Here is a 25,654-nt window from a genome sequence, read left to right on the forward strand (position 1 = left end):
ATGATCCGTTCGCTGTGGTGGTCGGTGCGCACCGAGGGTGCGGCGCCGTTCGATACCGCCCATATGAAGGTGTATTACCCGGCGGTGGCCTCCGGTTCCGATGCCGAACGGCTCAGTGGCGTCTTCGCCCCGGACCCCGCCGCCGCGCCCTACCCCGTGGTGGTGTTCCTGTCCGGGGTGAATGTCGGCCAGGACTCCTATCGCCGATACGCCACCGCGGTCGCCGAATCCGGTTTCGTCGTCGTGACTTTCGATCGGGTGGCCGAGTTGTTCGGCGGTGTGCGCGGCCTGACCCCGGGTGTCGATATCGCCGCCGCCCGGCCCGATACCTACGGCACTCGGCCCACCTGTCCCACCATTCCGGCAGTGCTGTCAGCGCTCGCCGAACTCAATGAGACCGAACCACTGCGCGGCGCACTGGATCTGGATCGGATCGCGCTCGGCGGCCACTCCGCCGGTGGCACCGTAGTACTGCAGTCGGCAGGCTATTTCCCTTCCGTGCGTGCTGTTTTCGCCTGGGGTGCGCACACCATGGTGGCCACCATGCTCGGCTGGGATCCGGGGACGGTGCTGCCGGCGCAGGTGAACTGTCCGGTGCTGCTGGGCGTCGGCACCAATGACGGTGTCATCAAGGGCAGCGCCGACCGCTACGGCGAAGGCGAGGACCGGCCCGACCCGGTGGCGCGCACCTTCGCCGAGGCCCTGCCGGAGGGCGACCACCTGCTCGCCATCGTGCCGGGCGCCAACCACTTCGGCATCGCGGACGCCGATCCGACCGCCGCGCGCGCATTCCTGGACGGTCCGGCCGATACCGACGCGCTTCCCGGATTCGCGCGGCTCACCTCGCTGTTCCTGCATGCGCATCTGCGTGATTCGGCCACCGCGCGTGATGAACTCGCAGGCTTCGACGACGGCATGCTATTGAAACGGCGATAGGGAGATCGAGTGCTCAAGAACTTCTGGTACGCCGTCGAATTCGCTGATCGAGTCGGTCGCGAACCACGCAGGGTGACCTGCCTCGGACAGGATTTTGTGCTCTACCGCACCGAATCCGGAGCCGTCACCTGCCTGTCGGATCTGTGCGTGCACCGCGGCGGCGCGCTGTCCATGGGCAAGGTCACCGGTGACTGTATTACCTGCCCCTACCACGGCTGGCAGTACAACGCCGAGGGCGTCTGCGTACGCATTCCGGCCAATGCGCCCGAACGCACCATCCCGCGCAAAGCCCGGGTGGACAGCTACCCCGCCCTCGAGCGCCATGGCATGGTGTGGGCATTCCTCGGCGATCTGCCGGAGCCGGAGCGCCCGCCCATTCCGGAAATACCGCAGTGGGACGATCCGTCATTCCGCGCGGTCGAGGTCGATATGGTGATCGACGCCAACTACGAGCGCACCTTCGAGAATGTCGCCGACGCCTCGCACACCCCGTTCGTGCACGGCACCGCCTTCGGCAACCCCGATAAGCCCGAGATCCCGGATTTCCGGGTGAATCAGACGGATTGGTCGGCCGAGGCCGATTTCCAGCTCAGCCCGCCGCCGCCCAAGGGGCTGTGGGGCCTGCTCGCCAAACGCAAGCCGCAACCGGAATACGTCACCGTCACCAATGCCTGGTATCTGCCGAACATCGTGAAATTGCATGTGCGGCTGCCGATCGGCGATTTGATCCTCTACGACTTCAATATTCCGCTGTCCCAGGACCGGACGCTGGTCAAGATCCTCGGCTTCCGCAATTTCTTCACCGGTTCGTGGGCCGATGCCAACGCCCGCAAGCGCATCGAGAAAATCCTGCTGCAGGATCGCCCGGTGGTGGAATCCCAGCGCCCGGAGCTGCTGCCCTTCGACCTCTCGGACGAGTTGCATGTGCGCAGCGACGCACTGCAGGTCGCCTATCGGCGGCGGCGCGCGGAGCTCATCAAACAGGGCTGGTGGGTGGAGGGCGACGACCTCATCACCGGTGACGCCCCGAGACGCACCGCCACCGTCATCGCCTCACCGGGCCGCCGCGACAATCCCGAACTCGCCAGCGCCTGGGTGCACAAGGCGCGCAATGGAGGAACACCGTTATGAGCCTGCCGGCCGCGCTCAGTGAGCGCACCCTCGAAACACTCTCCACCGCACTCGGATTGACCGTCGCCGAGGACATCGCGCTGACCGGTGCCCTATCGCCGGAGCCGGTCGGACGGCTGCGCGTGCTGCACGGCGATGCGATCGACAAGGCCGTCACCGTCGATCTGGTGGTGCCGCCGATCGGGCTGGACAGCCATATGATCTTCGCGTTCACCGGGACCGATTCCGCGGTACCGCATTTCACGCTGGACTCGGTGTACGGCGGCGATTACTACGCCATGCATCTGGATCTCATTCCACGCGTGGATCTGGCGGTGAATCTGGAGTATCTCGACGCCGCCTTTCTACCGCTGACGCCGGTGCTCGAGACGGCCTGGGAGATCGACGGCGTCTCGCCCGCGGCGATCGGGCCGCGGCAGCGAGCGCTCATGTCGCCGTGGATGGTGGTCTGCCGGGCAACCGAAACCGCGTTCGGCGCGCTGGGTGCAAGCGTCGACGCGTATCTGCGGCACTGGCTCACACTGGTGGACAAGGGAGTTCCCGCCGTGGATGCCGATCTCCCGGCCCGGGACCTGGCCAATCGCGCCAATCTCTTCAGCCCACAGGTGGATCCGGTATGGGCGCAGGTCACCCGGCTGCTGGGGGCCGAACAATCCGAACGGGTGCGCCGGGAGCTCGAGTCATGACCGCGGCACCGAGCAGCTGGCAGCAGCGTATTACCGGCGAATGGGTGGGCCGGCCTTCACTTTTCGACGCGGAGGGCGTCTGGCTCGGGTTCGAGGATATCCGCCGCTCGTCGGTCTTCGCCGACGGTGAGACCACCTACTTCATGGACGGCGGGCTCACCGGCGGTGGCAAGCTGGCCGGGCGTTTCGCGCTCGGCGCCCCCTTCGAATTCGGGGTGATCGACTCCGACGGCGACCGGATCTACACCGGGCCCGATTTCTACGGTGCGGGCCAGCCCTACGGCGGATTCGTCGATGCCGGCTATTACGGCCCGGGCTGGCAGGTATCGCTCAACACCTGGAACCAGACCATCGACGACACCCAGGTGTACTCCTCGGTGCTGTACCAGGGCCCGGCGGTGGTGGGCGTGTTCAATGGCGTCTACACCCGCGACCCCGAACTGGTGCCTGGCCGCATCGATACCGAAACCCGCTGTGGAGCAGTGCCGTTCACGGTGCCCACCAAGGACGAGAGCCGGTATTCGGGCGATCTGGAGCTGTGGAGCGCCGAGCAGCAGGCCCTCGGCAAGGTGCGCATGACGCTCGCGGTCGATCCGCTCAGCCTGCTGGCCGCCGAGCATCACCTGATCCTCTCGGGACCGATCGAATCCGATTCGCGATTCACGGTGCGCCGCGACGGTATTCGCTCCTTCCACGAGGGCCCCGACATCTGGGGCAATGGGCTGGCCTACGGGCGCGCGAACTTCGTGCGCCTGCACCGGAACGACGGACGCCGCCTCGTCGGGCGGGAGTTCATGATCGACGCCGAGCCCGGAATGGGTGCGGGCGGCACGCTCGCGGTGGTGTATCAGCTCTTCCAGCACAACAGCCTGTCCGCCGTCCTGCACGGCGTCCTGGAGCGCGAATGAAGACCGTGGCGATCACCGGCGGCACCCGCGGCATCGGATTCGGCATGGCGCAGGCGCTGCTGGCCGGCGGTCATCGCGTCGCGGTATGCGGTACCGACCCCGAACGGATCGGCAAGGTGCGCGCCGAATTGCCGGAGAGCGCACTGGTTCACGCCGCCGACGTCACCGATCGCGCACAGGTGCAGGGGTTCTGGGATGCGGCGGCCGAGCGTTTCGAGGGTGTGGATATCTGGATCAACAATGCGGGCGTCTCGCACCCGCGCACACCGATGTGGGAGCTGACGGCCGACGAGGCGCGAAAAGTGCTGAACACCAATCTCCTCGGCGTGCTCAATGGCTGCGCCGTCGCGGTACCGGCCATGGCCGCGCGCGGCCGGGGGCATATCTGGAATATGGAGGGTCTGGGCAGTGACGGCCGGTCGGTACCCGGACTCGGGGTGTACGGCGCGAGTAAGCGCGCCGTCACCTATCTGACCGAGGCGCTCGCCGAGGAATCCCCCGATCAGGTGACCGTCGGACTGCTCAGCCCCGGCATGGTGGTCACCGACCTGCTCGTCGACGGATACCGCGACCCCGCCGAATTGGCGAAGGCGCGCAAGGTGTTCAACATTCTCGCCGACCGCGTCGAGACCGTGGCCCCCTGGCTGGCCGAGCGCGCCGTCACCCGCACCCGCAATGGCGCACACGTGCAGTGGCTGACCACCGGGAAGGTACTGCGCCGCTTCGCCGCCGCCCCCTTCCACACACGCGACCTGTTCGCCGACTGATACGACTCCGCACTACCAGGAGATGATCCGATGCCCGATGTGCTCGGCTGGCGCACCAAATTCGGGGTACTGGCCCCGTCCACCAATACCGTTGTGGAGCCGGACTTCGCGCGCATGGGCGTGCCCGGAGTGACCGCACACTTCGGCCGCATTCACATTCGCGATCAGAATATGAGCGACGACGCCGGTATGGGACGGCTGCTCGACCAGATCCGCGCCGAGCTGGTCGCCGCCTGCGAGCGGGTGCTGACCTGCGAGCCCGACTACATGGTGATGGGCATGTCGGCCGAAACCTTCTGGGGCGGGGTGGAGGGCAATAGGCGATTCGTCGCGCAGATCCACGAGGTGACGGGGCTCGAGGTAGCGACCGGGGCCGAGGCGTGCCGCCGGGCCCTGGAGCTGTACGGGGCACAGCGGATCGGCGTGGTCACCCCGTATCAGCCGGTCGGCGACGAGAATGTGGTGCGGTTCTTCGGTGAACTCGGGTACGAGGTGCAGACCATTATCGGATTGCGCTGCCCCACAGCGGTATCCATTGCGCACGTCCCCGAGAATCGGCTCCGCGAGGCGCTGCTGGAGGCCGACAGCGACGGCGTCGATGCGCTCGTGCAGTGCGGGACCAATCTGTCCATGGTCGGGCTGGCCGATGAGGCCGAACGCTGGCTGGGCAAGCCGGTACTGGCCATCAATGCCGCCACGTGGTGGATGGCACTGCGGGACAATGGAATCACGGACCGAATCGAGGGCGCCGGGTCGCTGCTGCGCGACCATTGACCCCGGATGCTCTACTCCGGGCGAACTTCTTCGGGCCCATCCGATCACCTCGGATGGGCCCGAAAACGGTGTGTCACTGATGAGTGGGATCAGCCCACGCGCCGATGGAGGCGGAGCGAACCGGTGAGATGAACCGCGGCGCGATGCTCTGCGGAAAATCCGGGCCCCAATTCGTGGCGTCACCGGTCATGACGACCTGAGCATTGTCGGTGTACCAGTCGACCAGGTCGGCGTCCGAGCGCAGCAGCCACGTGCAGCCCCGCTCCGCGTCCGCGGTGAAATCACCGTGGCGAATGAAGGCCGGGCGCCAGAAATATGTACCGGGCCACATGGTTCCGAAGTTGTACTCGAAACCACCGTCCAGGCAGTACGCCTCCTCACTGCACGGATGATGCGCCAGCGGCACCTCCCGCCAGCCCGGTTTGGCCTTGATCAAGCGGGTGTAGAACCCGGTCTTCTCATCGCGGTGCAGCAGTTTGATGTAGAGCCCGGGCACGGGTGTGCCGCCCAGATCGAACCGCATCGGGCTGCCGTCCTTGACGTCGATCCACGGCATCGCGGCCGAATCCAGAACGACGAGTTTCTGGTCGGGACGGACGAATTCGCGGTCGGCGCCGGCGATATCGAAGTGCCAGTCGCCGAATTCGCGGAACAGCAGGATCTCGGTTCCCGCCGCCACCGAGAGCTCCGGCGTCCACACTCCGGGCGGAGCCGCCCAGTAGCCCTCCGGGCCGAGTTCGGTAGCACCGATGGTGACGCGCCCGGACAGTACGAACCATTCCGTCTCGGCGCGGTGCACGCCCGCGGGCCGGGTCCAATCGCTGGTGAACCGGACCTTGAGGGAGGCCGAGCCATCCTCCTCGTCATAGCTGAGATTGCGCTGCTGCGCGCTACCGGCGCCGTGCTCGAGTTCGGCGAGATGCCAGATCAGATCTTTTTCGTCGATGAGTTCGACATGCGGACGCATGGGTCCTCCTGAGGGAAGCAGTGTTTCCGATACAGAATGTAGCGCTTACGAATAAGCAAAACAAGATGTATCGTTTATTACCGTGACCAGACCCGGACGACCGGCCGGACCCGCCGCCGACACCACAGCGATCGTGCTCACCGCAGCCCTGCAGCTCGTCCTCACCGAGGGCGCGGGCGCGCTGACTCCGCAACGGCTGCACAGCATTACGGGGGTCGCCCGCACAACCATCTACCGGCACTGGCCCGCACCCAAGGACTTCCTCGCCGCTCTGATCGCGGTGGCCCCGCACCCGTCACCCCAGACCACCGGCGACCCGGCGGCCGATCTGCACACCGAGGTGGATCTGCTGTGTGATCGATTGCGCGACAAGCCCGTTGCCGCCTTCCTGCGCGCGCTGGTGACCGCCTCCGCCACCGATCCGGAATGCGCCGAGCTCCGCCAGCGCTACGTCCTGGACCTACTCGCACCCTTCCGCGCCGCGGCCCGGGCGGCCGGTATCGAGGATGCCGCGCTCGTCGAGGAGACCGCCATGACCATCGTGGCCCCGCTGCTCGTGGATGCCCTGCTCCTCGATCGCGCCGCCGACCGCGATCGCGCCCATCGCGCGGTGGCGGACGCGTTGTCCCGCACAGCAACCCGCACCGCCTGAACATCTTCCCGATACCGCGCACCACCGAGGAAAACGATGACCAATGCCGTGGGAACCCGAGCCGTTTTCGGGGTGATCGTGCCCAGCACCAATACCGTTGTCGAGCACGATTATTGGAAGGCCGGGCTGCCCGGCATCAGCTATCGCGCGGGATCGATGTACATCCCGGATCCGGTCATGGGCAACGACGCGGACTTCCAGGCGCTCCTGGGACAGATCCGCGCCTCCATCGACACCGCGGTCCGCGATGTGCTCACCGCCGAGCCGGATCGCATGGTCATGGGCATGTCCGCGGAGACGTTCTGGGGCGGTGTCGACGGCAATGCGGCCTTCGAACAGCGCTTGCGCGACCGCACCGGCCTGCCGGTGACCACCGGCGCGAGTTCCTGCCGGGCAGCGCTGCATACGCTCGGATGTCAGCGCATCGCCGTGTTCTCCCCGTACCAGCCCATTGCCGACAGGGAGGTCGGCGCCTTCTTCACCGAGGCGGGCTTCGACGTCGCCGCCATCACCGGGCTGCGCTGCCCGACGGCCATGGATATCGCACGGGTGCAATCCGACCGGCTGCGGCAGGTGGTCGCGGCGCTCGACGGACCGGATATCGAGGCCATCGTCCAGGTGGGCACGAACCTCTCGTTCGTCGGACTCGCCGACGAACTCGAACACGAACTGGGCAAGCCGGTCATCGCGATCAACGCCGCGACACTGTGGCACGCGCTGCGCGAACACGGGCTGGACGACCGGGTCGAAGGCGCGGGCCGGCTGCTGCGCGAGCACTGAAGTCAGGGAACATGAGCGCTCACCCGGCAGGCGCGTCCGCCAATTGCCTACGGGCCCGCCGGATCACGGCCAGGTCCACCATGCGCCCCTCGGGATCGAACACAATGCCGCCATTCGCGGCTTCGAAGCGGTCCACCAGATCTCGGGCGCGGGCGAGTTCGGCCGCGGTGGGGGTGAACACCTCGTTGACGATCGGCACCTGGGCCGGGTGAATGCACGAGCGGCCACGAAAGCCCATGCGCGCCAGCACCTTCGTGGATTCACGCAGCGCGTCCAGATCGCGGAAGTCGGTCTCGGCCGGTCCGACCGGTGGATCGATGCCGGCGGCCGCGCTGACCAGAACCACCTGGGTACGCACGGCGAGCAGCCCGTCACGATCGCCGGGGTCGATTCCGGTATCGGCGCACAGGTCGGCCTCCCCCAGCTGCAATCGGGATACTCGGGGCGCGGCGGCGATCTCGGCGGCCGCCAGGATGGCAGCGGCGCTCTCCAGCAGCGGGCAGATCCGAATACGGCCGGGCACCGCTTCGTGTGCGCTCAGGATGCTATCGGCAGCCCGAACCTGTTCCGCTGATTCGGCTTTCGCCAGGCAGATCGCCGCGACGGCGGGCAATGCGACGGCGCGCAGATCCCGCTCGGCGGCGGCACCGGAGTTCACCCGGACCCAGATGCGGGGATGGGCGGCGGTGACAGTGCGCAGCCAAGCTGTCACCTCCGCTCGCGCGGAGTCCTTGTCCCCCAGCGGAACCGCGTCCTCGAGGTCCAGCAGCACCACGTCGGCCGGGCCACAGAGCGCCTTGTCGAACAATTCCGGACGATTACCGGGAACGTAGAGCGCGGATCTCACCGGGCGACTCCTCACAGCGGGCGCGGCACACGACGCCTGTTCATATTCCGAAACACCGTTTCGCTGATCGAAACATATCCGCAATCATGCGGCGCTGTCCAGCTTTTATCGTCTACCCAGCCAGGCTATTGACACCCTTCGTATGCCCGCCAATGATCGTCCGAATATCAGAAACGCCATTCCGTCAAGGGAAACCGGCGTGCTCGCCACTGGAGTCGCGATGAGCCTTCGAGGTTCGACCCTGACCATCCTCGCCGCGGTGTGCACCGCCGCCGTCACCGGAGTAGGCACCGCCGAACCGCCAGGACTACCCGGATCGGTCGAGATAGCCTGCGCTGCGAGCACTCTGCATCAGAGCGCCGCCTGGTACCTGCCCACGGGACAACCGCGTGGCCTGGTCTGGGTGCAGCACGGTTTCGCGCGTGACAACGACAATGTCGCGGCCCTCGCCGAAACCCTGGCGGACGCCGGATATCTCGCGTTCGCGCCCAGTCTGCCGTTCCTGAATCTGTCCGGCTGCACGCTGCAGAACCTCGGCGACAACACCCCGTTCCTGAATCAGGTGGCCGATTTGTTCGCCACCGCGGACGATCCGGCCGGACCCCTGGCCCGCAGCCTCGAAACCGCTGCGGCCGGTTCCGGACGGCCGGTCCCGGCCATGCCCGGACAGCTGGTGTTCATCGGCCACTCCGCGGGGGCCGAGGCAGTCGAATACGTGGCGCATCGTCTGCACACCACCGCCCCGGCGACCTGGTCGAAGCTGCGTGGCCTGGTGCTGCTGGACCCGGTGAAGTCCTTCCTGGGCAACAACACCGAAACCGCGCTCACCGATCTGGATGCGACCGGCCTGCCCATGCTCACAGTGTCGGCCCCGCCCTCGCTGTGCAATAACTTCGGCGGCGGCACCGCAGCCATGGAAGCCCTGCTGCACCGGCCCTTCATCGGCGTGCGCATCCCCGCGGGCGAGCACACCGATGCGGAGGGCGCCAGTTCCGACGGTATCGGCGAACTCCTGTGCGGCGTACCGCAGGCGGCGAATGTCACGGTGCTGCAACGACTCACGTCCGGCTGGACCGATGACTTCATCGACGGCACACATACCGCCGCCTACTACCCCGGCGATCCGGCCGATCCCGGAGGCATCCCCGCCGCGCCCGGCGCGCAAATACTCGGCGGATCATGATCGAGGCACCGAGCGGGCCGATTTCCGTCCCCAGGGACGCGGGATCGGGTTAGGGTCCGGGTATAACGGGCAACGGGGAGGTAGGGCCCTGGACACACTCTGGACATTCGTGGTGCACCGGCGGGCGCAGCTCGTCACCGATTCGTACCTGCATGTTTCGGCAGTGGTGCAGTCACTGCTGATCGCGACGGTGATCGCCGTACTGATCGGAGTGCTGGTCTATCGCAGTCCGATCGGCTCGGCGGCGGCGACCGCACTGGCCAGCGCGATCCTCACGGTGCCCTCCTTCGCACTGCTCGGGCTGCTGATTCCGTGGCTCGGGCTGGGCGTCGGGCCGACCGTCACCGCGCTGGTGCTCTATGCCCTGCTACCGATCCTGCGCAACACCATTGTCGGGCTGGCCTCGGTCGATCCGGCGATCGTCGATGCCGCGCGCGGTGTCGGCATGAACCGGCTGCGGGTGCTCGCGCGCATAGAAATGCCGCTGGCCTGGCCGTCGATCCTGACCGGCATGCGGGTCAGCGCCCAGATGATCATGGGCATCCTCGCCATTGCGGCGTATGCCAAGGGGCCGGGGCTCGGCAATCTCATCTTCTCCGGCCTGGCCCGGCTCGGCAGTCCGAACGCGCTGCCGCAGGCGCTGGCCGGGACGATTCTGATCGTCGTGCTGGCGCTGCTGCTCGACGCGGTCTTCGTGCTCATCGGACGGTTCACCACTTCGAGGGGAATTCGTGACTGACACCGAAATCCGCGGCGACGGCACGGCATCGGCGGTGTCCGGTGTCGAGATCGTGCTGACCGAGGTCACCAAACGCTATCCGGGACAGGACGATCCGGCCGTCGACTCGGTGTCGATGACCATCCCCGCGGGTGAGATCGTCGTGCTGGTCGGGCCGTCCGGCTGCGGCAAGACCACCACCATGCGCATGATCAACCGGCTCATCGAGCCGACATCGGGCACCATCACCATCGGCGGACGCGATGTCACCTCGGTGAATGCGGACCATTTGCGCCGCGGCATCGGCTATTCGATTCAGCAGGCCGGGCTGTTCCCCCATCTCACCGTCGCGAAAAACATCGCGACAGTGCCGGGTCTGATCGGGTGGGATCGCAAGAAGGTCGCCGCGCGCACCGATGAGATGCTCGAGCTGGTCGGCCTCGATCCCGGCACCTATCGCAACCGGTATCCGCGGCAGCTCTCGGGCGGTCAGCAGCAGCGGGTCGGGGTGGCTCGCGCGCTGGCGGCCGATCCGCCGGTGCTGCTGATGGACGAGCCGTTCGGCGCGGTGGATCCGATCACCCGTGGGCTGCTGCAGGACGAATTGCTCAGGCTGCAGTCCGATCTGGGTAAAACAATCGTCTTCGTCACCCACGATTTCAATGAGGCGGTCAAGCTCGGCGATCGAATCGCGGTGCTGGGCAACCACTCCCGCATTCTGCAGTACGACACCCCGGCGGCGATCCTCGCCGATCCCGCCGATGAGACGGTTGCCGGATTTGTCGGCGGGGACGCCTCGCTCAAACAGCTCACGCTCACGCGAGTCCGCGATGTCGAACTCGGGGACTGCCCGACCGTCACCGAGACCGATACCGTCGAGACGCTCCGGACCACGCTGGCCGGACGCGAATGGCCGTGGGCGCTGATCTGCGACGCGCAGCAGCGGCCCCTGCGCTGGGTGTCGAACGAGCAACTGGCGCATGCGGATTCGCTGCGGGGTATCGGATTGCCGATCGGCGAACCGCTCGCGCTGCAGTCGACACTGCAGGAGGCGCTGGCGGCCCTGCTCGCCGAGCAGACGGCCACGGCGGTGGTCACCGGCCGTCGCGGCGAATACGCGGGACTGATCACCATCGATACGCTCGTCGGACATCTGTCGGCCCTGCGCGCAACACATACGAGCGCCGAACAGTGACGGCCGCGATCACCACCACCGCCGCACCGGCCACGAGCGCGCCGGCGACAGTTCGCCGGGCCGAACGGCTGCGGCTGCTCATCCAACCGGTAATCGTGCTGGTCCTCACCGCCGGTGTCCTGGTGTGGGCGTTCCGGCGCACTCTCACCGTCACCCAGCAGGCGAGTATCAGCGTCTCCAATATCGCCCATGTGACCTGGCAGCACGTATTGATCTCGGCGACCGTCGTGGTGATCGTGATCGCGGTGGCGGTACCGCTCGGCACCCTGCTCACCCGGCCCGGATATCGCCGTCTGGCACCGCTTTTCATCGGCATCGCCAATATCGGCGCGGCCGCTCCCGCCATCGGCCTGATCGTGCTGTTCTACCTCGCCACCCGCACCACCGGCTTCTGGATCGGCGTACTGCCCATCGCCTTCTGCTCACTGCTTCCGGTGCTGCGCAATACGATTCTGGGCTACCAGCAGGTGGATGCCACGCTCATCGATGCCGGGCGCGGCCAGGGCATGTCGACGCTGACGGTCTTGCGCCGCATCGAATTTCCGCTCGCGGTGCCGTACATCCTGGCCGGACTGCGCACGTCCCTGGTGCTCGCCGTCGGCACCGCGACACTGTCGTTCCTGGTGAGCGCGGGCGGTCTCGGCATCCTGATCGACACCGGATACAAGTTGCGGGACAACGTGACCCTGGTGGTCGGCGCGGTACTCGCGGTCGCGCTGGCACTGCTCGTCGACTGGCTCGGTGCACTGGCGGAACAGTTCCTCGGTCCCCGGGGGTTGAAGTGAGGACGCGCGCGTTGCGTGCGGCGGCGCTGGGGTTCGTGGCCATATTCGTGCTCGCGGGGTGCGGCCTGGAATCCGGAAGCGCGGTGCCACTGCAGGTGGGGCCCGGCAGCATTCACCCGGTGCCGGAACTGAAAGGTGTGTCGATCACCGTGGGCTCCAAGGACTTCACCGAGCAGAACATCCTCGGCTATCTCATCGAGTTCGCGATGGCCGCTGCCGGAGCGAATGTCCGCGATCTGACAAATATCCAGGGCTCCAACAGCGTTCGCGATGCGCAGTTGAACGGGCAGATCGATATCTCCTACGAATACACCGGCACCGGCTGGATCAACTATCTCGGCAACGAGACCCCGATTCCGGACGAGGCCGGGCAGTTCAACGCCGTCCGCGATGCCGATCTGGCCGCACACGGCATCGTCTGGGCGGATATGGCGCCGATGAACAATACCTATGCGATGGTCACCAGCGCCCGCACCGCCAAGGAGACCGGGGTGGTGACCCTCTCCGACTATGCCCGGCTCATCGCCACCGATCCCGGCGCGGCCACAACCTGTGTCGGCACTGAATTCAATGTGCGCCAGGACGGTTTCCCGGGGATGGCGCACAAGTACGGGATCGACGCCGGCAAGGTGCACAAGCAGATCGTGCAGGACGCGGTGGTCTACCAGGCCACCGCTGATGCCACGCAGTGCAAGTTCGGGTCGGTCGCCGCGACGGACGGCCGCATTCCCGCGCTCGGGCTGGTGCTGTTGCAGGACGATCTCGGGTTCTTCCCGAAATACAATGCGGCACTGGTGATGCGCAAATCCTTCGCCGACGCCCACCCGCAGATCGCGGCCATCATGGCGCCGATTTCGGCGCGGCTGACCAATGAATCGATCACCGCGTTGAACAGTGAGGTCGACGTCAAAGGTCGTGAGCCCGCCGACGTCGCACGCGATTGGATGGTCGCGCAGGGGTTTGTCACCTCCCGCTGACCCGCACACCGCTATTCACGATCTGTGTGCGTCCGCGCCAGGCGACTCGGCCACCAGACCCGGGAACCGATAATGGCGAACAGTGCCGGAATGATCACTGTGCGGACCACGAAGGTATCCAACAGGATCCCCACACCCACCACGATGCCGATCTGCGTGAGAGTGATCAGCGGGAGCACACCCAGGACGCAGAACACGGCGGCGAGCACCACGCCGGCGCTGGTGATGACAGCGCCGGTGGACGACACCGCCCGCACCATTCCCTGTTCGGTGCCGTGCGCGGGCGTCTCCTCCCGCGCCCGGCTGGTCAGGAAGATCGTGTAGTCCACACCGAGAGCGACCAAGAACAGGAAGGCGAACAACGGAACGTTCGTATCCACGGCGGGAAAACCGAAGGCGTGCACGCTGATCCAACTACCCAGTCCCAGCGCGGCGACCGCGCTCATGACCGTGACCGTGACCAGCAGCAGCGCGGCGGGAACAGCGCGCAGCAAGCCGAGCAGCACGACGAGCACCACCACCAGGATGAGCGGCATGATCACCCAGCGGTCATGTCCAGCGGCCGAGCGCGCATCGAACGCTTTCGCGTCTCCGCCACCGACCACCGCGTCGGCGCCGGGCACCGCGGCCAATCGGGAGCGCAGCGATTCGACGATCGTGAACGCGTGGTCCGACGCCGGTGGGGCGTCCAGTACCACCGACCATCTCGCCAGGCCCGTCGGCGACGTGCCCGTCGGCGTCGCCTGAACCACACCCGCGGTGCCGGTCAATGCCGAGGTCACCGCCGGTGCCGCCGAAGACTGTGCCAGCACCACCGTGGGATCGGCGGACCCGGAGGGGAAATGCGCTGCCAGCGTGTCGAATCCGGTGACGGATTCGGCGCGCACCCGGAATTGCTGGGTCTGCGACAGCCCGATATCGACCGTGAAGAGCCCGCAGGCGAAGATCGCGAGCACCGTTGCCGCGGTGGCGGCGACCACCACGGGTGACGCGACCACCCGTGTCGCCACCGCGTGCCACACCCCCTCCTCGGCCACATCCCCCTGATCCGGGCGCGGAACGAAGGGCCAGAAGATATTCCGCCCGCACAGGGCGAGCGCGGCGGGCAATCCCAGGAGCACGAAAATCAGCGCCGTCAGCAGGCCGGCCGCGCCGAACACGCCGAGACTCCGCGTGCTGGGCACCGTGGCCAGCAACAGCACGAGCAAGGCCATGACCACGGTGAGATTGCTCGCCAGAATGGCGGGCCCGGCGCGGCGCACCGCCCGGCGCAATGCCGCCCGATGATCCGGATTGCGGTGCAGCTCATCGCGATAACGGGAAATCAGCAGTAGCGCGTAGTTGGTGCCCGCACCGAACACCAGCACGCTGGTGATGCCCGAGGTGGAGCCGTCCAGGGTCAAGCCGGTCAACCGCGCCAGACCGATTCCCACGCTGCTCGCCACCTGATCTGCCGCGCCGATGAGCAACAGCGGCACCAGCCACAGCACCGGCGACCGATAGGTGATGATCAGCAGCACCGCGACGACCAGCGCGGTGACTGCCAGCAGAGTGACATCGGCCCCGGAGAACGAGTCGGCGATATCGGCGGCGAATGCCGGTCCGCCGGTGATCTGCAGCGTCAGGTCCGCGGGGAGCCCCGCATGGGCCGCCGCCCTGATCCGGTCGATGCGGTCGGTCAGTGCACGCCCGCTCAGGTCGGAGGGAACCGGAATCTGCCCGATCACCGCCCCACCGTCCGGAGCCGGGCGCAGCCCGCCGGCGGCGCCGGCCCCACCGGCACCGGCGGCTACCGCGCGGGCCACGGCGGCGGCAGCGGCCGACCGGTCGGCTTCGGTCAATGGTCCGGCATCGACTCGGGTCACGACCGCGATAGCCGACGCAACGCCGGTATCGGGGAATTCGGCCAGGGCACGCTCCACGCGAGCGGACTGCGCGCTGTGCGGCAATGACTCGGGCGAATCGCCCGACGCATTGTTGTTCCCGACTCCGCCGATCAGCGCCGCGCCCAGAGCGGCGAGCGCCACCAGCAGCGCCCACGACCGGCGGGAAGTCATCAGCGCCGCATATCGATCCCATGCACCCACCCGGTGAACTATTTCAGATTCTTAACTATCGGACAAGAGAGATACCTCGTGGCGATAGGCTTCGACGGTGACCGAGAGCGACCTGACGGCAGCCGCGCATACCGGCTCAACACCGGAGCGAGCGGCGCTGGAAGCCGGGATCGGCGCCGACATCCGCGCACTGACCGCCATATCCGAACAGCTCGGTCACGTGTTCGCACGCTCGAACGAACTGCGCCCCAATGATTTCCGCGCCCTGCTGCACATCGCGACAGCGGAGTTCGCGGGACGGCCGCTGACCCCCGGCCAGCTCGGCAAGCTGATGGGCATATCGCCGGCGGCGGTCACCTACCTGGTGGAAAGGATGATCGCCTCCGGCCACCTCCGTCGCGGCTCCGACAGCGGTGACCGGCGACGCGTCATCCTGTATCACGACATCCGGGGCCGCGAGGCCGCCGAGGAGTTCTTCATCCCGGTCGGACAGCGCGTCCGCGCCGCCATGAGCGAATTCCCCGCCGAGGATTTGCTGGCCGCGCATCGGGTGCTCACGGCGGTGATCCTGGCGTTGCACGAACACCACGACACGGTGACCGATCAGAGTTGACCCAGCAGACGCGACCTGAGCGGAACTCATTCGGCGGCAATGACTGCCGCGTCTGCGCAGTAACCATAGGTTCATTCTGTCCGCTCCGCCTTCGATTCGCATAGTGAAACGATTCATAAACGTTGCATCTGCCGGCGGTCTGGCTACAGTCGAGACATGGGCATCGAGTGTTCGAGCACTGTCGCCGCACCGCTGACCGAGGTTTTCGACTGGTTCGCCCGGCCGGGAGCATTCACCCGGCTGTCGCCACCGTGGCAGCCGCTGTCGCTGATCCGGGAGTCCGCGTCGCTGGCCGACGGCCAGGCCGTCCTGGCACTGCCGGGCGGGTTGCGGTGGGTCGCCCGCCACGACCCGAACGCCTATGACCCACCGCATCGGTTCGCCGATGAGATCGGGGTGGACGGCCTTGCCTCCATGCCGGCCGGAGTGGCGGTCCGGTGGCGGCACACGCACGAGTTCGAGGCGGTCGACGATACGCACACCCGCGTCCTCGACCGCGTCGAGACACCGGTGCCCGCGGGGCTGCTACGCCCCACCTTCGACTACCGCTATCAGCAGCTGGCCGATGATCTGGCTGCCCATCGAATCGCGGCCGAGCACGGATTCCCGCGCTCGACCATTGCCGTCACCGGCGCCGGCGGCGTGGTGGGGACCGCGCTGACCGCATTTCTCAGCACCGGCGGCCACACGGTCATCCGGCTCGTCCGGCACGCTCCCCGGAACCCCGGCGAACGCCGCTGGGATCCCGCCGCACCGGCGCCGGATCTGCTCGCGAACGTGGATGCGGTCATCCATCTGGCCGGCGCGTCCATCGCGGGCCGCTTCACCGAGCGGCACAAGCGCGATATCGCCGACTCCCGTATCGCACCCACCCGCGCATTGGCCGAACTCGCCACCCGCGCAGGCGTTTCCACCTTCGTCAGCGCATCGGCGATCGGCTATTACGGCTACGACCGCGGCGACGAGTCGCTGACCGAGGACAGCGCACGCGGCGACGGGTTCCTCGCCGATGTGGTCGCCGACTGGGAGGAGGCCGCCGAGACCGCGCGATGCCGCGTGGTGCGGGTGCGGACCGGGATCGTCCAGTCACCGGCCGGCGGCACACTGCGCCTGCTGCGGCCGCTGTTCACACTCGGCCTCGGCGGCCGGATCGGCAACGGCCGGCAGTGGCTGTCGTGGATCGGCATCGACGATCTCATCGACGTGTATCACCGTGCGCTGTGGGACGACTCGCTGTCGGGCGCCGTGAACGCGGTCGCGCCCGAACCGGTGCGCAACAGCGAATACACGCGGGTGCTCGCCGGTGTACTGCACCGCCCCGCGATCCTGCCGGTACCGGGCTTCGGACCGGCGCTTTTACTGGGCGGACAGGGCGCCCGGGAACTCGCCGCGGCGAGCCAGCGGGTCGTTCCGGCTCGACTGCACGCCGCGGGCCATCGATTCCGCACCCCGGAACTCGAAGCGGCACTGCGTCATCTGCTGGGCCGCACGGCGGACGCCACCGAGTCCGCGCAGGTGGGCACCTGACGCGCCGGGAAATCAGCTCAGCCGCTCGACGGCATCCCACAGGTCCGCGACCCGGATCGCCTGCTCCGGCAGGATGACCGCCGCCCACCCCGGACCGCCGACATGGACCTGCGCGCCCGCCGATATCCCGGCCCGCACCGCGGAGGTCAGCGCCGTGGACTCCTGCTGCGACCAGAGCATGACCGCCACCCCGGGCTCGAGCCGCCCGAGCGTGCCGGACAGCGCGTCGGTCGGCACATCCGCGCCCAGCATGTGCGCGCCCACGCCGCGCTCGGCCAGGGCCGCGCGCAATGCCTCGAGCGGCAGGGAATGCGCCTCCCCGCGGGTGCAGGCCAGTAGCACCCGCACCGGAACCCCGCTCGCCGGAGGCGGATTGGTGCGATGCAGTACCGACATCACGCACCACGACAGCAGATGCTCGACATCGATGCAGCCCTCGCCCTCGCCCTGCCGCGCCACAATGTCCGCGAAGGCGGGCCTGCACAGCAGGTCCCAGGTGCCGGTCACACCGAAATCACGCAGATGCGCGGTGAGCAGCCGCGACACCGCCGCCGTGTCGAAAGCGAATGCCGCCCGCAGGAGGGGCGCGGTGTCGCCGCGCCGCGCGCTGCCCGCGCGCACCAGCTCGGCGGCGCCGGACGGGCTCGCCCCCGCATCGATCAGTGCGCGCATGCGTTCGAGCAGAGCGATATCCGCCTCGGTGTAGAGGCGATGCCGGCCCGGCTGATGGGCGGCCGGCCCGATGCCGTAGCGCTGATTCCAGGTCCGGAGCGTCGCGGTCGGGATGCCCAGGCGCTCGGCGACAATCCGCACGGGATAACTGAGCCCGCTCTCGGCCGGAGAAACGGAACGTGCGGTCATCGTCCTATTCTGCCTTTCTCGCGGCGAGATCCCGTACTACGGCCTCGCGGGCAGCCGGATCCGCCGGGGAGCGCGAGAGTCGATGCTCGATGCGCCTGGTTCTGAATCGATTATGCATCGATTTATGTAGTATCGATCCGACTGCGCCAATGGAGGAGAAGACTCGTGAAACTCGCTCGCCGACTTCGGCCGATCGCCTGCGCTCTGAGCCTCGCCGCGCTGGCCGCACCGGCTTCCGCCCATGCCGCTCCCGCGCCCGAACCGGTGCCCAGCCTGGAGCTGACCCGCTATCTCGGTGCCTGGAATCAGTTGGCCGCGATACCGCAGTACTTCAATCTGATCTGCGCTCGCGATACCCGCGCCGACTACGCGCAGGACGCCAATGGCGATGTGTCCGTACACAATACGTGCACCACGTGGACCGGGGCTCGCAACGAGATACAGGGCACCGCCCGCGTCGCCGATGCCGCGACAGGAGCGCAGCTGCATGTGAGCTTCCCCGGCGTGCCGACACAGGACCAGCTCGACGGGCCGGTCAATTACATCGTCACCGCATTGGGCGAGGACTACTCGTGGGCCCTGGTCACCGATCCCGGACGGATATCCGGCTTCGTCCTGTCACGAACCCCGGGCCTGGAGCCATCGCAGTGGGAACAGGTGCGCGCCGCCATCGTGCGCGCCGACGAGAATCCGTGCCTCTACCTGACCTCGCCGACGACCGGCGGCCGGCCGGACATCACGCCGCTGTGCGGAGTATGACCACGCGGCAGCAGACTCGGCGGCCTGTTAGCGTACGGGCATGCAGGGCAGTGTGACAGTTCGGATGGCCGCTCCCGCCGAAGAGATTTGGCGGCTCGTCAGCGACATCACGAACACAGGGAAGTTCAGTCCGGAAACCTTCGCCGCAGAATGGGTCGGTGGTGCGACGGCGCCCGCTGTCGGGGTGAAATTCCGCGGGCATGTCAACCGCAACGGGTGGGGCCTGAAGTATTGGACTGTCTGCCGCATCATCGCCTGCGAACCCGGCCGGGAATTCGCCTTCACCGTGCTGGGCCCCGGCGGTATGGAGATCAATACCTGGCGCTACGTGTTCGAACCGGTCGAGGGCGGTACCGACGTCACCGAATCGTTCCGACTGCACCGCACACCGGTGCTGCGGCTGTATTGGGCGGTGGCAGGTCTCACCCGGGGCAAGACCAATACCGACGGCATGCGCGAGACGCTCGAACGTATCAAAGCCTTTGTCGAATAGCCTGCCGAATTCAACTGGGCGACGCGCGAGGATCACATCTTCCGCATCGAGCGCATACTCACTAATTTTGTGAATCACGCTGAGGGTCAATACATATGACCCTAGGTAAGATTCCATTTCCGGCGGTATCGCATCGGGGGCGACGGCATTACTGCTGATCGCCGCCGACGCGAGCTACCGGCGACGATTGCCGCCGCCTTGCTGCCGGGGTGGAACTTCAGTCGGTGAGGGCCAGTTGATCGTGGCGCAGGTTGCGGCGCAGCAGCGTCGCATCGCACAGTTCCAGGACCGCGGTGAGCAGGCCCTCGGCCAGCGAGAGATCATCACCATCGAGCGCGAAGAGCGTGATCACCAGCGTGCGGGCCCCGGAGGAACTGCGGGGCAGGCGAGCATCCTGGCCCGGGTCGCCGGCGATGACGAAGGCCGGGCAGCCCGAGGTCATCATGAGCGCGGCTTCGAGTGCGTGGACCGGGTCCAGGTGCTGGCGGCGGCCGAGCGCGGCAATGCGGATGTGCTCCCTCGGGGTGCGGCAGCCGGTCGGCGTCGGTGGGCGCTCGATATGCTGCCAGCGGCCGATCGGCGGGAAGGCATCAATATCATTTCGCCCGCACCACCTCCGATGGCAACGCTCGACTACAGGCGCCACCACCGCCCGCAAACGGTCGATGTCATCGATGCAAGTGAGCACTTCGACCGTGCGGCACTCGACAGTCCGAACCCGGGGTTCGGCGACTATCGAGAGATCGATCAGCGCGGTCACCGAAGATTCCTCACGATCGATGCGACGCGGTAACGATCACAGAATTCCAGAATTTCACTGACGAGCCTCGGAACAATTACACGACCGCCACCACGCATATCCGCGCCTCCGATTCCACGAATAACACTGTGTGAAGTGCGGATTCGACGCTACCTCGCGAACGTCCGCCAATCCGGATTCGATACCGAGACGAAACAATCGAACATCCAGGCGAGAAGATATGCGACCGAATGAATTCGACGTCACGGCGCGTCTCGGGCGGAAGGATTGTGTGTCGTCAGTGCGGATGGTTGTGGGCGTAGCGAACCCGCTCCAGGTTGGTGGCGTGCAGGACTCCCGGCGCGTCCAGATCGGCGGGCAGACCGTGCTGGGTCAGCCGGTAGGCGCGATTCGGGGCCATATAGGCCGCGCAGTAGAACAGGGCCAGGATCAGCGCCAGCAGTGTCATGGCGCCGCGCAGCCACAGCGGCCCGGGGAACAGCAGCAGGAAGACGGCGAAGATCGGCAGGAACGGAACCATGCCGCGCACGAGATGCCTTGTGTACGCGTGCTTTCCGGTCAGGTCATGCAGTACCCAGCCGCGCAGATCTTCCGGCATGGGGCGACCGACGGTGTACCCCAGCCATTCCGGGAAGGTGGGGCGACGGCGCTGACAGGTCATGATCGACTCCTCTCGTCCGCTGCATCGGCGGGTTCCATTCGAGCGTGCCCCCGGCGCCGTCCACCCGGTAGCCCCTCACCTCCTATGCAGTCATAGCCCGAATCTATGGGCGGCGGTCCTCAGCGGACGAGACCGTCGGCCGCAGTGGTTTCGGCGCGGACCTGTTTGATCTTGCCGATACGGGCTATTCGCGAATCGGCGCGCCGGTCACTCCGACACCGCGGTTCGGTAGCGAAGAAGAAACATGTCCGAGCCGAAATCAGGCACCTCGGCAGAAGGCGGAACCGATGAACCATGGGCGCACAGTGGGATTCGAGGAGGAGTTTCTCCTTGTCGACGCCACCGGAGTTCCGACACCGGAGGCGGATCTGGTTCTGGGTCGGCTGCTTGCCGATCTCGATCCCGGCGAATCCGAGAGGTTCAAACCGGAACTGCAGAAAGTTCAGATCGAATCGGTATCGGGCGTCCATACCGGCATGAAAGGGCTGCGCTCTGATCTGAGCACCGCCCGGCAACGACTCGCGGCCGCGGCCGATCAGTGCGACCTGGCCGTGCTGCCGGTCGGAACAGCACCGGCCTGCGGCGCTCCCGAAGACGTCACCACGCACAGTCGATATGAACGGATTCACCAGCGGTACGGGGAAATGACGCGGTCCTACACCGCGTGCGGGGCTCATGTGCATGTCGGCGTCGACAGCGCGGAGCAAGCCGTCGCCGTGGTGAATCACCTGCGGCCCTGGCTGCCGATTCTGGTCGCGATCGGCGCCAATTCACCATTCCACAACGGCCGCGATTCCGGTTACAGCTCCTGGCGGATCGCGGAACAGGCCCGGTTTCCCGGTGCCGGGCTACCGCCGTTCTCGCGTTCAGCAGACGAATATCGAGAGCGGATAGCAATCCTCATGGAGTGCGGTGTCCTCATCGACGACCATATGTCGTTCTGGATGGCGCGACCCTCCGACGCTTATCCCACCGTGGAAGTGCGCGCAGTGGACACCGCCGCCACCGTCGACGACGCCGTCCTGCAGGCGCTGCTGACCCGGGGTCTGGTGCACACCGCGATTCGCAAGCTGGAAGCCGGAATCGAAGGACCCCCTATCGATGATCAGACGGCCGCGGCCGCGGTGTGGGCGGCGGCTCGCTACGGTCTCGACGGACCCGCGATCGATCCGATCGAGCAAAGGCAAGTTCCCGCGGTGCAGATGGTGAAAAACCTGACCGAGTGGATCGCCGATGAACTCGAGGAAGTCGGCGACACCGCTGAGGCGACGCGACTGCTGACCGCAGTGCACCAGCACGGCACCGGTGCCACCCGGCAACGTATCGCTGCGGCGTCCGGCCTGCCGGGGCTCGTCGAATCCTTTCGGCTGACAAGCGAATTCGCCCTGGCGGAACTGAGCCTCGAAGCAGGAGCGTGATCAACGGTGACCAACGTCCAGCCATACCCGGCGCAGTCAACGCTGAACGATGTCCTTCACAAGCCTCGGCGCTTGCCCGTGCCGCGGGGCGAGTTGTCCGCGGCAGTCGTGAACGTGTTGCGCACCGCACCACCCACTCGCACCCCACTACCCCACCCCGGCAACGCCGACCCCTATGGCGATGACCTGCAATTGGCGCTGCATATCTGCTACGAGTTGCACTATCAGAGTTTTCACGCCGTGGACTCCGCCTGGGAATGGGACCCTGATCTGCTGCGTTTTCGCGCTGCCATAGAACAGCCGTTCCTGGATGCGCTGCGCGACAGCGTGGCTGGTGGCTCCGATGTGCAACAGGAAATCCGGGCCCTGCTGGTGTCGCCTGCCGATGATTCGGGCATCGCGGACTATCTCCTCGCCGAAGGAGATCACGAGCAGCTCCGCGAATTCTTCGTGCACCGTTCGATTTACCATCACAAGGAAGGCGACCCGCATGCGTGGGTGATCCCCCGTCTGCGAGGCCAGGAGAAGGCATCCCTGGTCGCGGTCGAGTTCGATGAATTCGGCGGGGGGCGCGGTGACCGCATCCACGCTCAGCTGTATGTGAACCTCATGGCCGCAGCCGGTTTGAACACCGAGTATCTGCACTACCTCGACGCTGTCCCGGCTCCGATGCTGGCCATCGTGAACATGATGTCGCTGTTCGGGCTGCATCGGGAACACCGTGGCGCACTGGTCGGGCACCTCGCCGCAGCCGAGATCACCTCCTCGCCCGGGGCGCGCCGGATGATCGCCGCGCTCGAAAGGCTCGGCGCCGCACCAGAGTGCCTGATTTTCTATGCGGAGCATGTCGAAGCGGACGCGGTGCATGAACAGGTGATGCGCCACGACGTGGTCGCCAATCTGCTCGCTCGCGAACCGGGGCTCACCGAATCGGTTGTGCTCGGTATTCAGGCCACCAATCTGCTCGAGGACCGCTTCAGCCGGCATACGCTCGATAGCTGGCGCGCGGGGCACAGCTCACTACGCCCCTCCACCACGGGCTGACGCGGTGCAGCTCCCTACTCTGCGGTGCGCCTGGCCCGCTTGCGGTGGCTGGTGTCGCACAGCGGGAAACTCTTGCTGCGCCGGCACATACACAAAGCGACCAGGAATCGGTCCGAACACACAGTCGTACCATCCGCTCGCACCAATTCCACCGGCCCTTCGACCATCGCCGGGCCATCGGGACTGAGGGTGATTCGCGTACGCGGCGGCTCCGCCGAAGACGTCGTGTCCTCAGGCCTCGCCCATTCCTTCGGCATATGGTCCACCTCCTTCGTCCGGATACCCCGGCATCCCGCCCGCAATCGCACCGGAGCAATGTGTATGCGAAGAACAATGTGTACGCAGCGGAAAAACGGGCAAACCACAACCGCAAAGTCAGTCCGGATCGACAAGGAGGCGGCATGGTCGACGAAGGTGTGTATCGAGTGCGGTTCTCGCCGTTGAGCCCCGCTGTCACTGACGCGGAGGCCTTTCGCGTTCAGCTCAGAGCACTGGGTGGAATGGTTGTCTACGGCACATATCCGGACCCATTGGTAATCGGTATCGCCGAGAACGCTATCGATCAGGTCGGGGCCCTTCCGTTCGTCGAATCCGTGGAGAGCGTCACCGACAACTACGCCGTGGAGGGGTGACCTCCGGTCACGATTTCCGAAGCGGGAGGGCAGCGAAAGCAGCTGTGAGGACTATTGCGGACGCCAGGAGGAGGGCGGGGCGGTAGCCGTTGTGCAGGAGTGGCGCGGAGAGGAGGGGGCCGGCTATCTGGCCGGCCGAATAGCCGCTGGTCAAGACCGCGACCGCATGGGGCATTCGAAGGGTCGCGCCGGCGGCCAGGGCCAGCACGCTGATGCCCGCGAAGGTGCCGCCGAACAGTGCCGCGGCGGCCAATGCGGCTGCGGGACTGCCGGATAGGGCGGGGAGAGCGATGCCCAGGGATTGCAGCAGCAGCGCGGCCCTCAGCAGGACCGAGCGGGAATAGCGGCGGACCAGCCAGGTCCACAGGGCCGCCGAGGGGACGGCGGCAATGCCGACGAGAACCCAGGCGCTGCTGCCGAGACCGCCCGGGGAACTCTGCTCGATGGCGGCGACCAGGAAGGTGCCGGCGATGATGTATCCGACGCCCTCCAGCGTGTAGGAGGTGAACAGTGCCGCGAACAGGCGCCGCGAGGGTGCCGTAAGCGACTGGGGCGCAACCTTGTTCGACTCGACCGCAGCGGCGGAGTCCGGGTGCAGCCGCCAGGCGGCTGCCGCGAGGATCGCCGCGAGAACAGCCGCGCCGAACCACGCTGCTCGCCAGTCCGCGATCAGGCGCAGTGCGAGAACCAGCGCCCCGGACAGTGCGATGCCCGCGCCGATGCCACCGAAGGCCCAGCCCGCCATATGGCCGGAGTGACCGTCCAGGCGGCTGTGCAGACAGTTGACAGTGATGACGAAGATCAGAGCGCTCGCCACACCGGCAATGAGCCGCAGCGTCATCCAGATCGGCGTGCTCTCGGTGCACGGCATGGCGGCAAGACTCGCGATGAGGGCGAGGAACGCGATGCGCAGCGCGACCGGCGAGCGCCCCCACCGCGGCGCGGCGATGCCCAGCAGTGCGCCGGCGAGGTATCCGATGTAGTTGGCGGTGGCCAGGTGCGCACCGTCGACGGCGGACAATCCGGCCCGGGCGTGCATGAGCGGGAGGATCGGGCTGTAGACGAACCGGCCCACCCCCATGCCCGCGGCCAATGCGGCGGCGGCCTGAATGACCAAGCCCCACGGCGCTTTCCGGACCACGGGCCGCGATGTGGAGACAGCCGGCAATTGCTGAGTCATGGGTTGCCCCGTTACTCGTCGATGCGGCGAGACCCGGCGGCGCCCGTCGGGCCGGGATCGTTCGGATGTGGTTCGAGCACTGTGACTTTCACCGACATCCATGCCCGGAGCGGGAGGGTTCCGAGTACCTCCTCATCCAGCTCGGTCCGGTCCGCGGCGCGCCAGATGCCGATGCTGCGCAGCTCGCCGACCGGCCGCCACAGTCGCACCAGATGCCCGGTGGCGATGAGTTCACGGGCGCGTACGGCCTCGGCGGCACGCCGGCGATCCGCCTCGGCCGGCTCGGTGCCCGCGGGCACCGTAGTGGTGATCTCGACCAGGAACTCTTGCACGGCGCGTCTCC

The 25,654-nt window shown here is 66.9% G+C and carries 29 protein-coding genes; 20 read left to right on the forward strand and 9 right to left on the reverse strand.

Annotated features, from left to right (window positions below; genetic code table 11):
* From ABZX86_RS27810 to ABZX86_RS27835, 6 genes are read left to right on the forward strand one after another with little or no spacing between them, the layout of a single operon-like run.
* Complete coding sequence (locus tag ABZX86_RS27810; protein WP_355127704.1) at positions 1–936, forward strand: dienelactone hydrolase family protein; 936 nt, start codon at positions 1–3, stop codon at positions 934–936.
* 9 nt (positions 937–945) lie between these two features.
* Positions 946–2,067, forward strand: coding sequence for an aromatic ring-hydroxylating dioxygenase subunit alpha (locus ABZX86_RS27815; RefSeq protein ID WP_355127600.1), 1,122 nt, complete (start codon positions 946–948; stop codon positions 2,065–2,067).
* Positions 2,064–2,753, forward strand: a complete 690-nt coding sequence (locus tag ABZX86_RS27820) for a hypothetical protein (protein WP_355127601.1) — start codon at positions 2,064–2,066, stop codon at positions 2,751–2,753. Before ABZX86_RS27815 ends, ABZX86_RS27820 begins: the two co-directional genes overlap by 4 nt.
* The gene (locus ABZX86_RS27825) at positions 2,750–3,661 is read left to right on the forward strand and encodes a hypothetical protein (RefSeq protein ID WP_355127602.1); all 912 of its coding nucleotides are present in this window, start codon (positions 2,750–2,752) and stop codon (positions 3,659–3,661) included. Before ABZX86_RS27820 ends, ABZX86_RS27825 begins: the two co-directional genes overlap by 4 nt.
* The gene (locus ABZX86_RS27830; protein WP_355127603.1) at positions 3,658–4,428 is read left to right on the forward strand and encodes an SDR family oxidoreductase; all 771 of its coding nucleotides are present in this window, start codon (positions 3,658–3,660) and stop codon (positions 4,426–4,428) included. Before ABZX86_RS27825 ends, ABZX86_RS27830 begins: the two co-directional genes overlap by 4 nt.
* Before the next feature lie 30 nt (positions 4,429–4,458).
* Entirely contained in the window at positions 4,459–5,202 is a 744-nt protein-coding gene (locus ABZX86_RS27835; protein ID WP_355127604.1) for an arylmalonate decarboxylase, read from the forward strand.
* Positions 5,203–5,275: 73 nt separating this feature from the next.
* Here the strand turns inward: ABZX86_RS27835 and ABZX86_RS27840 are convergent, their stop codons facing one another.
* Positions 5,276–6,169: a DUF4437 domain-containing protein gene (locus ABZX86_RS27840; protein WP_355127605.1), complete on the reverse strand. Its 894-nt coding sequence runs from the start codon at positions 6,167–6,169 to the stop codon at positions 5,276–5,278.
* An 82-nt stretch (positions 6,170–6,251) separates the two neighbouring features.
* On the opposite strand from ABZX86_RS27840, the gene ABZX86_RS27845 reads away from it, so the two are divergent.
* Together ABZX86_RS27845 and ABZX86_RS27850 are read left to right on the forward strand one after the other, a co-directional pair.
* Positions 6,252–6,821: a TetR/AcrR family transcriptional regulator gene (locus tag ABZX86_RS27845; protein WP_355127606.1), complete on the forward strand. Its 570-nt coding sequence runs from the start codon at positions 6,252–6,254 to the stop codon at positions 6,819–6,821.
* Positions 6,822–6,857: 36 nt separating this feature from the next.
* Positions 6,858–7,601 (forward strand): arylmalonate decarboxylase, encoded by a 744-nt coding sequence (locus ABZX86_RS27850; RefSeq protein ID WP_355127607.1) that lies wholly within the window; start codon positions 6,858–6,860, stop codon positions 7,599–7,601.
* Between the two features lie 19 nt (positions 7,602–7,620).
* On the opposite strand, the gene ABZX86_RS27855 is transcribed toward ABZX86_RS27850, so the two are convergent.
* Entirely contained in the window at positions 7,621–8,448 is an 828-nt protein-coding gene (locus ABZX86_RS27855; protein WP_355127608.1) for a CoA ester lyase, read from the reverse strand.
* Between the two features lie 220 nt (positions 8,449–8,668).
* Here ABZX86_RS27855 and ABZX86_RS27860 point away from each other — a divergent pair, with 220 nt between their 5' ends.
* The 5 genes from ABZX86_RS27860 (at position 8,669) to ABZX86_RS27880 (ending at position 13,306) form a co-directional block, all read left to right on the forward strand.
* Positions 8,669–9,631, forward strand: a complete 963-nt coding sequence (locus ABZX86_RS27860; protein ID WP_355127609.1) for an alpha/beta hydrolase — start codon at positions 8,669–8,671, stop codon at positions 9,629–9,631.
* An 88-nt stretch (positions 9,632–9,719) separates the two neighbouring features.
* Positions 9,720–10,370: an ABC transporter permease gene (locus ABZX86_RS27865; RefSeq protein ID WP_355127705.1), complete on the forward strand. Its 651-nt coding sequence runs from the start codon at positions 9,720–9,722 to the stop codon at positions 10,368–10,370.
* Positions 10,363–11,544, forward strand: a complete 1,182-nt coding sequence (locus tag ABZX86_RS27870) for an ATP-binding cassette domain-containing protein (protein ID WP_355127610.1) — start codon at positions 10,363–10,365, stop codon at positions 11,542–11,544. The genes ABZX86_RS27865 and ABZX86_RS27870 overlap by 8 nt, the downstream gene beginning before the upstream one ends.
* Positions 11,541–12,329 (forward strand): ABC transporter permease subunit, encoded by a 789-nt coding sequence (locus ABZX86_RS27875; RefSeq protein WP_355127611.1) that lies wholly within the window; start codon positions 11,541–11,543, stop codon positions 12,327–12,329. Before ABZX86_RS27870 ends, ABZX86_RS27875 begins: the two co-directional genes overlap by 4 nt.
* Positions 12,326–13,306 (forward strand): glycine betaine ABC transporter substrate-binding protein, encoded by a 981-nt coding sequence (locus tag ABZX86_RS27880; RefSeq protein ID WP_355127612.1) that lies wholly within the window; start codon positions 12,326–12,328, stop codon positions 13,304–13,306. The genes ABZX86_RS27875 and ABZX86_RS27880 overlap by 4 nt, the downstream gene beginning before the upstream one ends.
* 11 nt (positions 13,307–13,317) lie before the next feature.
* On the opposite strand, the gene ABZX86_RS27885 is transcribed toward ABZX86_RS27880, so the two are convergent.
* Positions 13,318–15,363, reverse strand: a complete 2,046-nt coding sequence (locus tag ABZX86_RS27885) for an MMPL family transporter (RefSeq protein WP_355127613.1) — start codon at positions 15,361–15,363, stop codon at positions 13,318–13,320.
* Between the two features lie 97 nt (positions 15,364–15,460).
* Between ABZX86_RS27885 and ABZX86_RS27890 the strand changes: the two genes are divergently transcribed.
* A complete protein-coding gene (locus ABZX86_RS27890) occupies positions 15,461–15,976 on the forward strand; it encodes a MarR family winged helix-turn-helix transcriptional regulator (protein WP_355127614.1) in 516 nt (171 codons plus the stop codon).
* A 156-nt stretch (positions 15,977–16,132) separates the two neighbouring features.
* Positions 16,133–17,503 carry a TIGR01777 family oxidoreductase gene (locus ABZX86_RS27895; RefSeq protein ID WP_355127615.1) on the forward strand — a complete coding sequence of 457 codons (1,371 nt, stop codon included), beginning with the start codon at positions 16,133–16,135 and terminating at the stop codon, positions 17,501–17,503.
* A 12-nt stretch (positions 17,504–17,515) separates the two neighbouring features.
* Here ABZX86_RS27895 and ABZX86_RS27900 read toward each other — a convergent pair whose 3' ends face one another.
* Complete coding sequence (locus ABZX86_RS27900; RefSeq protein ID WP_355127616.1) at positions 17,516–18,364, reverse strand: MerR family transcriptional regulator; 849 nt, start codon at positions 18,362–18,364, stop codon at positions 17,516–17,518.
* Positions 18,365–18,568: 204 nt separating this feature from the next.
* On the opposite strand from ABZX86_RS27900, the gene ABZX86_RS27905 reads away from it, so the two are divergent.
* Together ABZX86_RS27905 and ABZX86_RS27910 are read left to right on the forward strand one after the other, a co-directional pair.
* A complete protein-coding gene (locus tag ABZX86_RS27905) occupies positions 18,569–19,123 on the forward strand; it encodes a lipocalin family protein (RefSeq protein ID WP_355127706.1) in 555 nt (184 codons plus the stop codon).
* A gap of 40 nt (positions 19,124–19,163) precedes the next feature.
* A complete protein-coding gene (locus tag ABZX86_RS27910) occupies positions 19,164–19,616 on the forward strand; it encodes an SRPBCC family protein (RefSeq protein ID WP_355127617.1) in 453 nt (150 codons plus the stop codon).
* A 217-nt stretch (positions 19,617–19,833) separates the two neighbouring features.
* Here ABZX86_RS27910 and ABZX86_RS27915 read toward each other — a convergent pair whose 3' ends face one another.
* Positions 19,834–20,376 carry a hypothetical protein gene (locus ABZX86_RS27915; RefSeq protein ID WP_355127618.1) on the reverse strand — a complete coding sequence of 181 codons (543 nt, stop codon included), beginning with the start codon at positions 20,374–20,376 and terminating at the stop codon, positions 19,834–19,836.
* A 277-nt stretch (positions 20,377–20,653) separates the two neighbouring features.
* Positions 20,654–21,037: a DUF5313 family protein gene (locus tag ABZX86_RS27920; protein ID WP_355127619.1), complete on the reverse strand. Its 384-nt coding sequence runs from the start codon at positions 21,035–21,037 to the stop codon at positions 20,654–20,656.
* 287 nt (positions 21,038–21,324) lie between these two features.
* On the opposite strand from ABZX86_RS27920, the gene ABZX86_RS27925 reads away from it, so the two are divergent.
* Entirely contained in the window at positions 21,325–22,455 is a 1,131-nt protein-coding gene (locus tag ABZX86_RS27925; protein ID WP_355127620.1) for a glutamate--cysteine ligase, read from the forward strand.
* Between the two features lie 72 nt (positions 22,456–22,527).
* Positions 22,528–23,499, forward strand: a complete 972-nt coding sequence (locus ABZX86_RS27930) for an iron-containing redox enzyme family protein (protein WP_355127621.1) — start codon at positions 22,528–22,530, stop codon at positions 23,497–23,499.
* Positions 23,500–23,513: 14 nt separating this feature from the next.
* On the opposite strand, the gene ABZX86_RS27935 is transcribed toward ABZX86_RS27930, so the two are convergent.
* Positions 23,514–23,756, reverse strand: a complete 243-nt coding sequence (locus ABZX86_RS27935; protein WP_355127622.1) for a CDGSH iron-sulfur domain-containing protein — start codon at positions 23,754–23,756, stop codon at positions 23,514–23,516.
* A 144-nt stretch (positions 23,757–23,900) separates the two neighbouring features.
* Between ABZX86_RS27935 and ABZX86_RS27940 the strand changes: the two genes are divergently transcribed.
* On the forward strand, positions 23,901–24,131 hold the full coding sequence (locus ABZX86_RS27940) for a hypothetical protein (RefSeq protein WP_355127623.1): 231 nt from the start codon (positions 23,901–23,903) through the stop codon (positions 24,129–24,131).
* A 7-nt stretch (positions 24,132–24,138) separates the two neighbouring features.
* Here the strand turns inward: ABZX86_RS27940 and ABZX86_RS27945 are convergent, their stop codons facing one another.
* The gene (locus ABZX86_RS27945) at positions 24,139–25,311 is read right to left on the reverse strand and encodes a YbfB/YjiJ family MFS transporter (protein WP_355127624.1); all 1,173 of its coding nucleotides are present in this window, start codon (positions 25,309–25,311) and stop codon (positions 24,139–24,141) included.
* Positions 25,312–25,322: 11 nt separating this feature from the next.
* The gene (locus ABZX86_RS27950; RefSeq protein WP_355127625.1) at positions 25,323–25,643 is read right to left on the reverse strand and encodes a muconolactone Delta-isomerase family protein; all 321 of its coding nucleotides are present in this window, start codon (positions 25,641–25,643) and stop codon (positions 25,323–25,325) included.
* Between the last annotated feature and the right edge of the window lie 11 nt (positions 25,644–25,654).

The organism is Nocardia sp. NPDC006630 (genome assembly GCF_040611495.1).
In the GTDB taxonomy this organism is placed as follows: Bacteria; Actinomycetota; Actinomycetes; order Mycobacteriales; family Mycobacteriaceae; genus Nocardia.